Annotated in this window: 15 protein-coding genes; 9 read left to right on the top strand and 6 right to left on the bottom strand. The window is 44.3% G+C overall.

Features of this window, described 5'->3' with window-relative positions; all coding sequences use genetic code 11:
• The first annotated feature begins 13 nt into the window (after window positions 1–13).
• The 4 genes from IEY13_RS28585 to cysS all read left to right on the top strand — a co-directional run bounded on the left by IEY13_RS28585 (window position 14) and on the right by cysS (window position 4,921).
• Window positions 14–931 carry a rhomboid family intramembrane serine protease gene (locus IEY13_RS28585; protein WP_188959014.1) on the top strand — a complete coding sequence of 306 codons (918 nt, stop codon included), beginning with the start codon at window positions 14–16 and terminating at the stop codon, window positions 929–931.
• Between the two features lie 15 nt (window positions 932–946).
• A complete protein-coding gene (locus IEY13_RS28580) occupies window positions 947–2,068 on the top strand; it encodes an endonuclease/exonuclease/phosphatase family protein (RefSeq protein ID WP_188959012.1) in 1,122 nt (373 codons plus the stop codon).
• Between the two features lie 72 nt (window positions 2,069–2,140).
• Complete coding sequence (locus IEY13_RS28575; protein ID WP_188959010.1) at window positions 2,141–3,259, top strand: endonuclease/exonuclease/phosphatase family protein; 1,119 nt, start codon at window positions 2,141–2,143, stop codon at window positions 3,257–3,259.
• A gap of 150 nt (window positions 3,260–3,409) precedes the next feature.
• Complete coding sequence (gene cysS / locus IEY13_RS28570) at window positions 3,410–4,921, top strand: cysteine--tRNA ligase (RefSeq protein ID WP_188959008.1); 1,512 nt, start codon at window positions 3,410–3,412, stop codon at window positions 4,919–4,921.
• Between the two features lie 6 nt (window positions 4,922–4,927).
• Here the strand turns inward: cysS and IEY13_RS28565 are convergent, their stop codons facing one another.
• Together IEY13_RS28565 and IEY13_RS28560 are read right to left on the bottom strand one after the other, a co-directional pair.
• Window positions 4,928–5,353, bottom strand: a complete 426-nt coding sequence (locus IEY13_RS28565; RefSeq protein WP_188959006.1) for a hypothetical protein — start codon at window positions 5,351–5,353, stop codon at window positions 4,928–4,930.
• Between the two features lie 71 nt (window positions 5,354–5,424).
• Window positions 5,425–6,102, bottom strand: coding sequence for a DUF1345 domain-containing protein (locus tag IEY13_RS28560; RefSeq protein WP_188959004.1), 678 nt, complete (start codon window positions 6,100–6,102; stop codon window positions 5,425–5,427).
• Between the two features lie 30 nt (window positions 6,103–6,132).
• Between IEY13_RS28560 and IEY13_RS28555 the strand changes: the two genes are divergently transcribed.
• The 4 genes from IEY13_RS28555 (at window position 6,133) to IEY13_RS28540 (ending at window position 8,393) form a co-directional block, all read left to right on the top strand.
• Window positions 6,133–6,630, top strand: a complete 498-nt coding sequence (locus IEY13_RS28555) for a Panacea domain-containing protein (protein ID WP_188959002.1) — start codon at window positions 6,133–6,135, stop codon at window positions 6,628–6,630.
• Between the two features lie 52 nt (window positions 6,631–6,682).
• Window positions 6,683–7,078 carry a hypothetical protein gene (locus IEY13_RS28550; protein WP_188959000.1) on the top strand — a complete coding sequence of 132 codons (396 nt, stop codon included), beginning with the start codon at window positions 6,683–6,685 and terminating at the stop codon, window positions 7,076–7,078.
• 221 nt (window positions 7,079–7,299) lie between these two features.
• Window positions 7,300–7,962 (top strand): SCO family protein, encoded by a 663-nt coding sequence (locus IEY13_RS28545; protein ID WP_188958998.1) that lies wholly within the window; start codon window positions 7,300–7,302, stop codon window positions 7,960–7,962.
• Between the two features lie 14 nt (window positions 7,963–7,976).
• Window positions 7,977–8,393, top strand: coding sequence for a Fur family transcriptional regulator (locus tag IEY13_RS28540; protein ID WP_188958997.1), 417 nt, complete (start codon window positions 7,977–7,979; stop codon window positions 8,391–8,393).
• A 3-nt stretch (window positions 8,394–8,396) separates the two neighbouring features.
• Here IEY13_RS28540 and IEY13_RS28535 read toward each other — a convergent pair whose 3' ends face one another.
• Together IEY13_RS28535 and IEY13_RS28530 are read right to left on the bottom strand one after the other, a co-directional pair.
• Entirely contained in the window at window positions 8,397–10,115 is a 1,719-nt protein-coding gene (locus tag IEY13_RS28535) for a M3 family oligoendopeptidase (RefSeq protein ID WP_188958996.1), read from the bottom strand.
• 135 nt (window positions 10,116–10,250) lie between these two features.
• Window positions 10,251–10,823 (bottom strand): DUF5606 family protein, encoded by a 573-nt coding sequence (locus IEY13_RS28530; protein WP_188958994.1) that lies wholly within the window; start codon window positions 10,821–10,823, stop codon window positions 10,251–10,253.
• 90 nt (window positions 10,824–10,913) lie between these two features.
• On the opposite strand from IEY13_RS28530, the gene IEY13_RS28525 reads away from it, so the two are divergent.
• Window positions 10,914–11,636, top strand: a complete 723-nt coding sequence (locus tag IEY13_RS28525) for a copper resistance protein NlpE N-terminal domain-containing protein (protein ID WP_188958992.1) — start codon at window positions 10,914–10,916, stop codon at window positions 11,634–11,636.
• Here the strand turns inward: IEY13_RS28525 and IEY13_RS28520 are convergent.
• Both IEY13_RS28520 and purU read right to left on the bottom strand, forming a co-directional pair.
• Entirely contained in the window at window positions 11,633–12,304 is a 672-nt protein-coding gene (locus IEY13_RS28520) for a uracil-DNA glycosylase family protein (protein WP_229688059.1), read from the bottom strand. The genes IEY13_RS28525 and IEY13_RS28520 overlap by 4 nt on opposite strands.
• The gene (purU, locus tag IEY13_RS28515; protein ID WP_188958988.1) at window positions 12,297–13,127 is read right to left on the bottom strand and encodes a formyltetrahydrofolate deformylase; all 831 of its coding nucleotides are present in this window, start codon (window positions 13,125–13,127) and stop codon (window positions 12,297–12,299) included. The genes IEY13_RS28520 and purU overlap by 8 nt, the downstream gene beginning before the upstream one ends.
• Between the last annotated feature and the right edge of the window lie 13 nt (window positions 13,128–13,140).

Below are 13,140 nucleotides of genomic sequence, written 5' to 3'. Positions count from 1 at the left end.
TTAATCTACACATATGGCAGTTATGGAACAAGGCAGACGCAATAAGATGATACTGGGCCAGGATAACAACTCACTTACCTGGCTGATTATTGCCAATGCAACGATTTTTGTAGTGCTCATTTTTATTCAGATTGTTTATCGCTTGTCCTCAACGCCTCTTGAACTTTATAACACACAGATACTTAGCTGGCTGAATATGCCAGCTAACCCGCAGGAATTGCTTACACACCCATGGACTATTATAACGCACATGTTTACCCATTATCAAATATGGGACATCATAGGAACCGTGTTATGGCTTTGGGCATTTGGGTTTATTCTGCAGGATCTGAGTGGTAACAGACGGCTGGTGCCTATTTATTTATATGGCGGAATTGCAGGAGCACTGTTCTTTGCGCTCAGCACCAACCTGGTGCCTTCTCTTAACATCGGTACTACCCAGACTTTGCACGGCGCCGGTGCCGCATTAATGGCAATTGTGGTAGCTACCACTACGCTTGCGCCAGGCTATCGCCTCTTCACCATGCTTAACGGAGGCATTCCATTATGGGTGCTTACCCTCATATTTGTTGTAATTGATTATGCCAGTGTAGCCGCAGGCAACGCGCCTGTAGCACTGGCACATCTGGGTGGCGCAGCTATCGGGTTTCTTTACATAAAGCAACTGCAAAAGGGCAACGACTGGGGAGAGTGGATGTTTACACTGGCCAATAAAGTGGACAGCCTTTTTAATCCGGAAAAAAAGCATCTCAATAAACCTGTATCTCAAAGGCATTTTTATAAGGCCAGTCGCGCGCCTTATGAAAAAAAATCCAACATCACCCAGCAACGCGTAGATGATCTGCTTGATAAAATCAACCAGCAGGGTTACTCCTCGCTGAGCCAGGAAGAAAAGGATTTTTTAAAACGTGCCAGCGAACAGCAGGACTAGCCCCCGTACCCGAATATGAAAAAGTTTTTTATCGCCTGCTACCGGCTGGGTTGCTGGGCAGTTATGCCCGTTTATATACTCTGCGCCCTTAGCAGCTATCTGTCGCCTTCAGTTTGTTTTTTTACCGATGCACTGGCTTTGGGTTTTCCCTTTGTATTGCTGGCGTTATTACTTGTAATGGCATCGTCGCTATTGTTCAAAAACAAACGCATCGCCATCATATCCCTGCTGGTATTGCTTACCGGCTTCGCCAATATCAGAAACACAATAGCTTTTAATCCGTTTGCACCCAATGCTCCGGAAAAAAGCGACAGCTCAATAACAGTGCTTACCTGGAACGTGTTCTTTTTTCTGAACGATCATGAAATTAAAGATGATACTATTGGTAATCCACGCCGGGAAATGATTAACACCATTGTTAATTCCAACGCAGACGTACTTTGTTTTCAGGAGTACCTCTCTTATAATAATGGCAGAGGCCTGGTTTCTATGAGCCATATTCTTGACAGCCTTGGCTATAAGTACAAAGTATTCAGTAATGACCATATTTATCAGGTAGCAGGCGGGTATTCCGAGGTGGGTGCAATGTTGTTTTCAAAGCTTCCCATTGCAGACAGTGGCAGGATAGCCTTTAACAATGGCAGTAAAGAGCATGCCCCCTTTGCCGATGTTGTTATCAAAGAACGCAAAGTTCGTGTTATTGCAGCACATCTGGCATCGCTGGGCCTTTATAGCGATACCGCTAATACCGGCCAGGGCAGCGAGAATGTTTATAAATTAAGCTATAAAAGAAAAGGATCTATAGCACGCAAAATCAAGAAAACAGCATTGGAGCATGCAAGAGAAGCGGCAATTCTGGACAGTGCATTTAAAGCAAGCCCGCACCCTGTTGTGTTTTGTGCAGATATGAACTCCGTTCCGGCCAGCTATACTTATAAAAAGGTAAGGGGCGATATGCAGGATGCTTTTCTGAAAAAAGGTTTGGGTCTGGGGCAAACCTATGATGCGCTTTCCCCTACCCTTCGTATTGATGTATGCCTGGCAGATAAACGCCTGCTGGTGCAGCATTGCAAGGTGGAGCGGGTACACCTGTCAGACCACTTTCCGGTAATTACCACCTTGGCAGTGCCAAAATAAAAAATTACCTTTCCGTTGAAGGGCTTGCGGCCGTACAGCTCGGGTCGAAGCCCTTCATCACAATCTGATTTCATGGCAGGAATGATCCGCAGGTTTACCAAGCGTTTTTTTATTGTACTCAACTGCATAGTGTGCGTGCTTTTCCTGCTGTCCTGCCTGGTTCCTTATCTTACACCCGCTACGTGGTGGCCTATCGGGTTTCTGGGGTTAATGGTTCCTTATCTGGTTATTTTGCTGGTGTTTTTTATGCTGTTCTGGCTTATTACCAAACCCCGCCTCGGCATACTGCCATTTATAACCCTTCTTGTCGGCTTCAGACAACTAAGTACTTTGTTTGCCATAAACGCCAAAAGCACTTTCACCAACGTTAAAATAGAGCCACGCATCCGCATTGCAGACTGGAATGTAGGCAGCCTGGTGGGCTTAAGCAAGGGACGCGACAAACAAAAAGCCATCCGCAAACAAATTGCCTCTGCGCTTATTAATACCCATGCCGATGTAATCTGCCTGCAGGAATTTAACCACTCTTATACACAAGGCAGCCAGGCCGATAATATCGGCTTGCTGATTAAAGAATATCCGCATTATTTCTTCTCTGAGGACTATCAAAAAGGCAAGGGATTCTTTCTGTATGGTAGTATCATTTTCTCGCGTTACCCCATCATCCATTCCGGTAAAATTCAATATCCCGGCAAGCGTGCAGAAAGCCTTATTTATGCTGATATTGTAAAAGGAGAAGACACCATCCGCTTATTTACCACCCATTTGCAATCTTTCCGCTTTTCCGCTTCGGACTACCAGGATATAGAACGGATTCAGCAGCAGGATAAGGAGTTGTTTGACGCCTCTAAAAACCTGTTCAAAAAAATGAAGGTGGCGTTTACACGGCGGGGCCTGCAGGCCAATATTGTAAGGGAAACCCTGGATGATAGCCCTTACCCTTCTGTTATCTGCGGCGATTTTAATGATGTTCCCAATTCTTACACCTATTTTCAGATACGTGGCGCCTGGCAGGATGCTTTTCTGGACAAAGACTTTGGCATTGGCCGCACCTATATTGCCCTGGCCCCTACTTTACGCATAGATTATATTCTGCCCGACCCCGGTTTTGAAATTCATCAGTTTGATATGGTAGATGAGGACCTCAGCGACCATCTGATGCTGGTGGCTGATGTAAGTTTGAAAAAATAGGATATATTCGCATTATGTTCCGCGCTATCAACATTACTTTTTTGCACTCCGCATGCTGTTGCTGCTAGGCAGCTACTATTATTCCTATTTTTATACCCGAACAAGTTTTTCCGCCATTCATTAAAATAAACATATCACCCGGTTATATCTATGTCACAGCTTAAAGTATACAACTCACTTACCAGACAAAAGGAAGCTTTTGAATCTATTACACCAGGGCATGTAGGGATGTACGTGTGCGGACCTACCGTAAGCGGCGAAAGCCACCTGGGCCATGCACGGCCATTCATTACTTTCGACATTGTTTACCGTTACCTTTTACATCTGGGTTATAAAGTAAGATATGTTCGCAATATTACCGATGCGGGCCATTTTGAAGAGGAAGGCCGTGAAGCAGAAGATAAAATAAGCAGCAAGGCAATACTGGAAAAGCTGGAACCCATGGAGCTGGTGCAAAAATACACCAACCTGTACCACTGGGCCATGCTGCAGTTTAACAATATACCACCCAGCATTGAACCCACTGCAACGGGCCACATTGTAGAGCAGATAGTGATGATTGAAAAAATCATTGCAGACGGATACGCTTATGTAGCCAATGGTTCCGTGTACTTTGATGTAGCAAAATACGATGCAGACTTTTCTGTGAAAGGATCTCCTTACGGCATGTTAAGCGGACGTATTCTGGAAGATATGCAGGAAGGCTCACGTGAGCTTGACAACCAGGAAGAGAAGCGTAACAAGGCAGATTTCGCCTTATGGAAGAATGCACCTCCGGAGCATATTATGCGTTGGGTAAGCCCATGGGGCGAAGGTTTTCCAGGTTGGCACATTGAGTGCTCGGCCATGAGTACCAAATACCTGGGGCAGCAGTTTGATATCCACGGCGGCGGTATGGACCTGCAGTTTCCGCACCACGAGTGTGAGATTGCACAAAGCACCGTATGCAATCATAAAACGCCTGCCCGTTACTGGTTACACAATAACATGATTACCGTAAACGGTAAAAAAATGGGCAAAAGCTACGGCAACCAGATTAAGCTTACCGAGATGTTCTCCGGTAATCATCCGGCGCTGGAGCAGGCTTACCACCCCATGGTTATCCGCTTTTTCATTCTGCAAACGCACTATCGTTCCACACTTGATTTTGGCAACGAGGCGTTAAAAGCTACTGAAAAAGGATTGAAACGTTTATGGGAAGCCTACACCACCAGCCAGGAAATGAATGTGGGTAACAACCACGCTGCAGCAGATGCAGCACTGGACGAAAAAGTGCGTAAACTGGTTGAGCAGTTTGATGAGTTCATGAACGATGACCTTAATACTGCTAAAGTGGTAGCCAATATGTTTGAACTGGTGCCTGTAATTAATGGTATTAAAGACAAACACATTGCCGCAGATGCCATCAGCACCAACACGCTTTCGCTTTTACAGCGTCAGCTGAAAGTATTTGTAGAAGATATTTTCGGCCTGAAAAGCGAAGAGGAATATAACAATGATGGCAAGCTTGATGGTGTAATTCAGTTGCTGATAAACATGCGCAAAGAAGCAAAGGATAAAAAGGACTATGTTACCAGCGACAAAATCAGAACTGAATTAGCCGCCCTTGGCATTCAGTTAAAGGATGACAAAGACGGCAATATCAGCTATTCTTTCGCGTAGCAATTGTTAGAAATATTTTTGAGTAAAGACCAGGTAGCGTTGTACAGCCAGCTTCTGTATAACCGCCTGGTCTTCTGCTTTTATAGCCAATGCATTGCCCAGGTTTAACAGTAACTGCTCTTCCGTAATATCTATAACAGAATCGCTGATACAGAGTTCAGCACAATAAGAAAACAACGCCAGCTCGTTCACCGGCATAATCAGCGACACCAGGTACCCGATATAATCCGCTTCATTACCCAGGTTGCCGGTGTAGGAAGTGTATTTCTTTACCTCATCTTTAAAGTTCAGATCCTTATGCAGCTTTAACGCTACCAGCTTTTCAGAAATGGCATCCAGTTCTTCGTCTGTAAATCTTCCATTGCCGTAGCAGCAGTGAATAAATAAATGGCTTACAGCTTCTTCCTGTGTTTTTATCAGTTCGCGGTACATAGTAATAGGTTTACTGCTGCCTGAATCAACATTAGTGCCGCACTCAAATGTCCCTGTTTTATACCGCTACATTAGTTACCCAGCCCTGCCACCACATTAATAGTAAGCGCAACAATAACAGTATTGTAGCCAAAAGACAACATTCCATGCATCAATGCCAGCCTTCGCAAACTTTTTGAGGTAATTTGTACATCAGACACCTGAAAAGTCATACCCAATACAAAGGAGAAATAAGCAAAATCAATAAAATCCGGCTTATCTTCTCCCGGAAAATCTAACCCGCCTGCGTGTGTTTCTTTTTTAGTGGGGTGATTGGCATAATACAAATGGGCATACCGGAGGGCATAAATAGAATGTACCAGCATCCAGGACAACACCATGCCCACTATAGCTATGGCCAGGTACAGCTCTTTCCACTCCTGCTTCTGCGACCGGGTAACCAGCAATAACACTACCGCCAGCAAACTGGCAAAAGTGCTGATAAGTACTATGGAAAAAATTACGATACGGCTGGAGTCTTCCGTTTTAGCCCGCTGCCTTATATCCTGCGAGCTGGTAGTAAAAAAAGTGATCCAGTTTAATACCAGCAGTACCAACGCAAAAATATCCCAGCACAGCATTACGTGCAGCAGACCCTCGGGGGCAGCATAGGGTACCACAAACCAACTGATAACGGCTATTACCAGACTTACCACCAGTTTACCACTTTCCGGAAAGGAGTTAATCACCTTGTAAATATTTACTTTCAAAATAGGTTCCCACTAACTAATTTAGTATATTTGACAGAGAAGTTTATTGCTATGGCTTACCCCGCTTCACTTATTGCGTACGCCTTTGTACAAAAAGGAATTGCAGAAGGCATTTTTGTAACTCAGATGAAGTTACAAAAGCTGGTGTATTTTGCCCATGGCTATCATCTGGCCATTTATGGAGAGCCACTTCTTAAAGACAATATTCAGGCATGGCAGTTTGGCCCGGTAGTGCCTAAAATTTACCAGGAATACAAATTATACGGTAGCAGACCTATTACTGATACTGACCTGCTCATGACCGGCGATAGTAAGCAATACAGCCTGGCGCAGCTTGACAGGGATGCTATCAGTACCATTGACTATACATGGGAAGCTTTAAAACATATCAGTGCTGCACAGTTATCTAACTGGACGCACAAAGAAGAATCGCCCTGGTTCAAACATTACAGCCCCGGGTCCTTTGACGTGGTTATTCCTGACGAGGAAATACAAGACTACTTCAAAGGGTTTCTTACTGCTGCCTAGGGTTGCAGGTATCCCCTTTATTCTCATCATCTAACTTACCATACCTTTCGCTATGCCTATACGCAGCGCCATTCGACCACCGGCTCAGGTTCAGCAACTGCTTAATGCAGAGTCCAGCAATTCGGAAAGCTCCGCTACAGAAAGCCGTTTTTTAGATGTGGAACGCGATATCAAGCTGGAATATTTAAAAACACTCCGCCAGAATAATCAGGAAAGGAAGAAATATGCCATGTACATATTCATCCTCACCTGTATCTGGGCATTTCTGATTTTTCTGATTCTCTTTTTTGAAGGGTTCGGCACTAACGCACCCTTCTGTTTTTCTATTTCCGACAACGTATTAATTACCCTTATTACCACTACTACCATTAACTTTTTCGGGTTCTTTTTACTGGTAATCAAATACCTGTTTAACAGCGAAAAACCCGGTAACGGAACAATGCCCTAAGGCACCACCTTTTAAAGGCGCCTTAGGTATACGCCTGGCCCGTAAAAAGCACATTAACCAACCATAGCAGCGGCAGCGCACAGCCTCAAATGTCAATACTTTCTTAAAAGAAGCCTGTTACGCTGTGCCCGCCTGCCCAATAGCCTATCTACCCCAAAACACCCATCCAAAGCGCAAAAGAACTACCGTACCTTTGCAGAAGATTAGCAAAAAAGGGAGCAATGAAAAATAAGAAGCTGATAGGATATAGTCTGTTCTTTGTAGTACTGGCTGTAGGTTTCTGGGCATTTTTATTTGCCGGAACCGAAAACTGGAAGTCAAAATCGCCAACCATAAGCACGGTTAAGCCTTTTGCATTTACCAACCAGGACGGCAGAACCTTTACAGAAAAAGATATGCAGGGTAAAGTATGCCTGGTAGAGTACTTTTTTACTACCTGCAAAGGCATTTGTCCGCGTATGAATACCAACATGCACAAAATTTACAGCACGTTTAAAAACGAGCCCAACTTTCTTATTGTATCACACACCTGTGATCCTGAAACAGATTCGGTTCCGGTTATTAAACACTATTCCGACTCACTACAGGTGGATAACCGCAAATGGGTGTTTTTAACAGGCCGCAAAGACAGTTTGTATGGAGCAGCACGTTATAGTTATCTGCTGGATGACCCTAAAAATGCAGTAGAGAAAATTGAAGACCAGTTTATTCACACGCAGTTTTTTGCGCTGGTAGATAAGAACGGCCAGGTACGCGGACAGATTTATGATGGCCTGAAAGAAGATGAACTGGCAAAACTGAACGAAGACATCCAGACATTGTTAAAAGAAAAGTCGGGGAAAAGCGGTTTCACCAACAGCATTTTCACCAACAATCCGCAATAAGATAAGGAGGAAATATGGAAGACGTAATTACTACTATATTAAAGCGCAGCCAGCTGAGTGTTACCGACAGCAGGAAGAAAATACTGGAACTGTTTCAAAACAGCAATGCAGCACTGGCGCATGCAGATATTGAAAAACAAACCGGCCCCAACTTCGACAGGGTTACTATTTACAGAACCCTGCAAACCTTTGTTGAAAAAGGGATTATACATACCATACCTACGGCCGACAACTCTGTTAAGTACGCCTTGTGCAAAGAAGAATGCAGCGCGGGCCATCATCATGATGACCACGTGCATTTTGTTTGCGATAACTGTGGTGTAACGTATTGTCTGGATCATATAACTGTACCTAAAGTACAGTTGCCCAAAGGTTTTACCGGCAAACAGATTGATGTAATTGTAAGCGGAATTTGCAAAAGCTGTAACTAGTAGTTACAGCTTTTCCATTTCGGCGTTTACAAACTCCATCAGCGTTTTAATATGCTCCGGAGAGAAGTCGAATTTCAACCCGGCAGCTGCATATAACTCAGGCAGGGTTTTAGTACCGCCCAGGTGCAGCGCATTCATGTAATTATTCAGCGCATTTTGTGGGTTTTGCCTGTACTGCATCCACATACCAATAGCTCCCAGTTGCGCAATACCATATTCTATATAGTAAAAAGGCACTTCAAACAGGTGTAACTGGCGCTGCCAGCTGTTCTGGCGGTAAGCATCCAGTCCTTCTACATTGATAGTCTTTATAGAAAATTCATTCAACAACTCCATCCATTTAGCAGCACGCTCTTCTACGGTATGTGCCGGATGTTCGTATATCCAATGCTGATACTTATCAATAGTGGCTATCCAGGGAAAAATAGTAATTACTCTTTCCAGCTGGTGTTCTTTGGCACGCTGCAGTTCTTCCGCATTGTCAAAAAATGCCTCCCAATGGTTCATGCTGAACAGTTCCATGCTCATGCTGGCCACTTCTGCAATCTCCATCGGATATTCTTTAAAAGAACTCAGCGCCAGTGGATGCGCCAGAAAAGAATGAATAGCGTGCCCACCTTCATGTACCATGGTAGTAACATCGCTCATTTGCCCGGCAGCATTCATAAAAATGAAAGGAGCGCCACTTTCCGCTAACGGACAGTTATACCCGCCCGGCGCTTTGCCTTTCCTGCTTTCCAGATCAAGATGGCCCATTGTTTCCATCTTTTTCAGGCAATCGGCAAAGAAGGGATTCAGTTGCGTAAAACAGGTAATGGTTTTATCCAGCAACTCTTTTCCTGTGTTGAAAGGATGCAGCGGCGTTATGCCTTCTGGCTGTGCTTCCGTATCCCAGGGGCGCAGATCATCCAGTTTTAATTTCTCTTTCTTACGCTGATAAATCTTTTCTACCAGTGGTAATACATGCAGCTTTACTGCCTCATGAAACTGAAAGCAATCTTCTTTGGAATAATCAAAGCGCCCCAGCTCAACAAATTTATAATCCCGGTAATTAGCAAAGCCTGCGTTTAAAGCAATCTGATGACGCTTTTCTATCAGTTGCGAATACAGATTGTTCAGGGTTTCTTTGTCCTGCAATCTTCTTTCATTGATTTTGCGGTAAACAGACTCCCGTAAACTGCGGTCTGGTTTTTCCAGAAAGCGGGCAGCCTGTTGCAGGGTGTATTCTTTACCTTCTACCTCAACCGTCATTTTACCGGCAATAACACCATACTGCTGCTGCATTACGCTCAGCTCTGCCTGAATAGGAATGTTCTCTTCCCTAAACAGTTCAATGTTCTTTTTTACATTGCGCAGGTAGGTAAAGTATAATTGCTGATCCAGTTCTTTTGTAAAAGCACAATCAATCAGCTTGCGGTTCAGCTGGTCTGCATAAGGCTGCAGTTTCGGCTGAATTTCCATACAGAAATAAGTAAACGCCTCCTCCAGTTTGGGGTCGGTAGTATCGCAGGTCATTTTTATCTGCCTCCAGCACGCATCTTCACTTACTGCCGCCTCTACTTCACTAATGTCATGCAGCCATTGTTCCAGCGCTTCTCTGGAATCAAGTGGTTGTTCTGACAGTTTGATAAAGTAGGGCTCCAATGCATCCCAGGTAGTAATGGCAAAGTCAGCCGGTAAAAAAGTCCTTTTTTGTTTCTGTATGTCCGCAGTGTATTGCATGTTCTCTTTTATTAAAGTTACAATTCAGCACATAAATCCTGCCAGCCCTATAAATGCACAAATCGCAAGCAATGAAACCCGGTAGGTATACTACCAGTGTTCCGCTGCTTACGATTGCAACCTATAGTTGTTAAACTATTCTTCTTCAGTCTTCTTTTTACGGGGCGCTCTTTTTTTAGGAGCAGCCGCCTCGTCACCTTCAGCAGCTTCGGTAGCTGGTGCTGCCGCTTTCTTTGCTTTAGGCGCTTTTGCAGGCTTAGCTTCTTCCGCAGCAGGAGCAGCAACTTCTTCAACGGCTACTTCTTCCTCTGTTTCTTCAGGGGCTTCGCTCAGCTTAAACTCAACGTTGTTTCCGTTCAGAATGGTAAACCATTTTACCATCTTCTTCATATCACTGCCATAAACACGATCAAAGTCCATATCAGGATATACCTTCTGGAAATAGGCTTTTACTGCAGCAGCATCTTTTTCAGAAGGCACAGTTTCTTTGCTGGCACTCATGGCCTGTAATACCTCTACCAGGTTTACATTCTCACGAATGGTATATACTTCAATGCTTTCGAGGTGTGAAAAGCTGTGTACGCGTGAACTTACAAAACGGGTAGTTTTGTCTTCCAGAGAGCGAACAATAGCGCCATCGGCCTTACTGCCCACTAACTCGAACAATCCGCCTAAACCCGTAACTGAAATAATTCTGCTGTATTCCATGCTTAAATCTTATTTTGAAAGGACTGCAAATATAGGCTCCTGCGGCAAATTAACCTGTTCTTCCTAATTTTAACATTAAACTCCATTTCTATGCGAAAGCCAACCATGCTGTTTCTGGCCATTGCCAGCCTCTTTGCCGCCACTTCCTGTACAAATAATACGAATAAAAACGCAGAGAAAAAAGACAGTGTGGCAAAAATAGTGTCTCCTTTTACCGGAAAACAACTGGATGGCTTATTTGCCGATACCCTGCCCTGTGCAGACTGCGCCGGTATTATTACCGTACTGGATCTGAATGCAGACAGTACTTTTACCCTGGAACAGGAGTACACAGGCGTAAAAGGGGAACATATTTTTTACCAGTTGGGAAAATGGTCTGCCGTAGATAGCATACTCACCCTCAATGAGATAACGGAAGGCCCCCGCCAATATAAAATAATAAACGGCGACCAGTTAAGTACCCTGGACAACGAGGGCGCCATTATTACCGGCACCAAACTGAATTACGTGTTGCACCGCCAACCCGGCAAATTTGCGCCTAAAAAAGATATTGCGCTGAGAGGTATGCTTACCTATACGCCCGATTCTGCACACATTAAAGTATGCGGCTGGGCAAAAGAATATGCTGTAACATTTACACCCGGAGCTGCGGCGGCGTTAAAAACAACCTTTCAAGGCCTGAAACTCAAAACAGGGGAACGTGTACTGGCAGAAATGGAAGGAAAATTTATTCTGCAGCCAGGAGCCACCAAAGAAAGTTTTAGCGTTGAAAAATTTGTGAAGCTGTTACCAGGCGAAAAATGTAAGTATTAACCGGCAGCCTCATTCAACAATCTCAGATACTGATGTATATAAGCCTCTTTTTGTTTTAGCTTATACTGCATAATAAAACGCGGATGAGGAAGGGGAATAATGCGTTTAAACCACTGGTGTTGATGATTCAGCTTCTGCAGGTACTTAGCATTTTCTCCTTCGCCTATACAGAAGCAGACATCTGTATGCATGCCCCAGCTTAATTGCTTTTCTATACAGTCTAATACAAACGGCTCAATCAACCGCTTCAGAGAGGCATCATCGTAGTAGTTCAGGTTCTTTCCGTTTTTTACAAACCCCAGCGGACTTATTGCGGTAATATAAAAGCGGCTGTAGAAAGCTTCCGCTCCGCCAAAAGCGGCAATCATATCATACATAAAAACCGAAGACAGCTCCTGCTTTCTATCGAAGTGGTTTTCTATACCACATTCACGCTCCAGACGAATAGGATCGGTAAAAGGAATACCCGTAATTCCACCGCCAAACCTGCCCGGGTTAATACCCACCAGCATATGGCGGGCCTTGCCATCGTTATAAAATTTTTTATAAAAAGCACGGCAAACTTCCTGTATTGCTTTGTTTCCATATACATCTAACACGCCTACTTCTTCCGGAAGCGGAAAGGGCAATTGCAGATGAAACAGAAAATCAACAATACGCTTATACATCAAATACAATTGTTTTATTGCGAAACACCAGCACTTTATCATCCATCACCAGCTGCAGGGCTTTTGCCAGCACCGCGGTTTCTATTTCCTTACCTGCCTTTACCATATCAGCCGCAGAAAGGGAGTGGTTTACGGGAATAATCTGCTGTGTAATAATCGGCCCCTCATCCAGATCGTTGGTAACAAAATGCGCGGTGGCACCAATCAGCTTCACCCCTCTTTCATAAGCCTGACGGTATGGGTTGGCACCAATAAAGGCAGGCAAAAAGGAATGATGAATGTTGATAACACGCATAGGGAAACGTGCTACAAATTCAGGAGATAAAATGCGCATAAACTTGGCTAAAACCAGGTAATCCGCTTCGTATTGCTGAACGGTATTCAGTAGTTCCTGCTCAAAAGCTTCCTTTGCCAGATTTTCGTGCGATACCAGATGAAAAGGAACATCGAACCGGCGGCAGATATCTTCCAGCGTGGCATGGTTGCCAATGACACATTGTACCGATGCGCCCAGGGTTTTAAAGTGATTGCGCAAAAGAATATCACCCAGGCAGTGATACTCTTTGGTAACCAGCACTATTATTTTCTTTTCCGGCTGCAGCGTAACCTGTATTAATGCATCATCGGGCAATACCGATTCCAGCTTTGCCCGTAACACCACCACATCAGCAGGTTGCTGTAATACCAGACGTGCAAAAAAGCGGTTGTTCTGGGTATCAACATGCTCCCGCATAGATACAATGTTGATTTTTTCAGCAGCCATGAGGCCGGAGATGGCAGATACCAGCCCTACCTGGTCTTTACATTGAATAACAACAATCATGATACAATTTCAG

The organism is Filimonas zeae (genome assembly GCF_014641615.1).
In the GTDB taxonomy this organism is placed as follows: domain Bacteria; phylum Bacteroidota; class Bacteroidia; order Chitinophagales; family Chitinophagaceae; genus Filimonas; species Filimonas zeae.
Note: the sequence above shows the minus strand (reverse complement) of the source record. Positions and strands in the feature narration are given on the sequence as shown.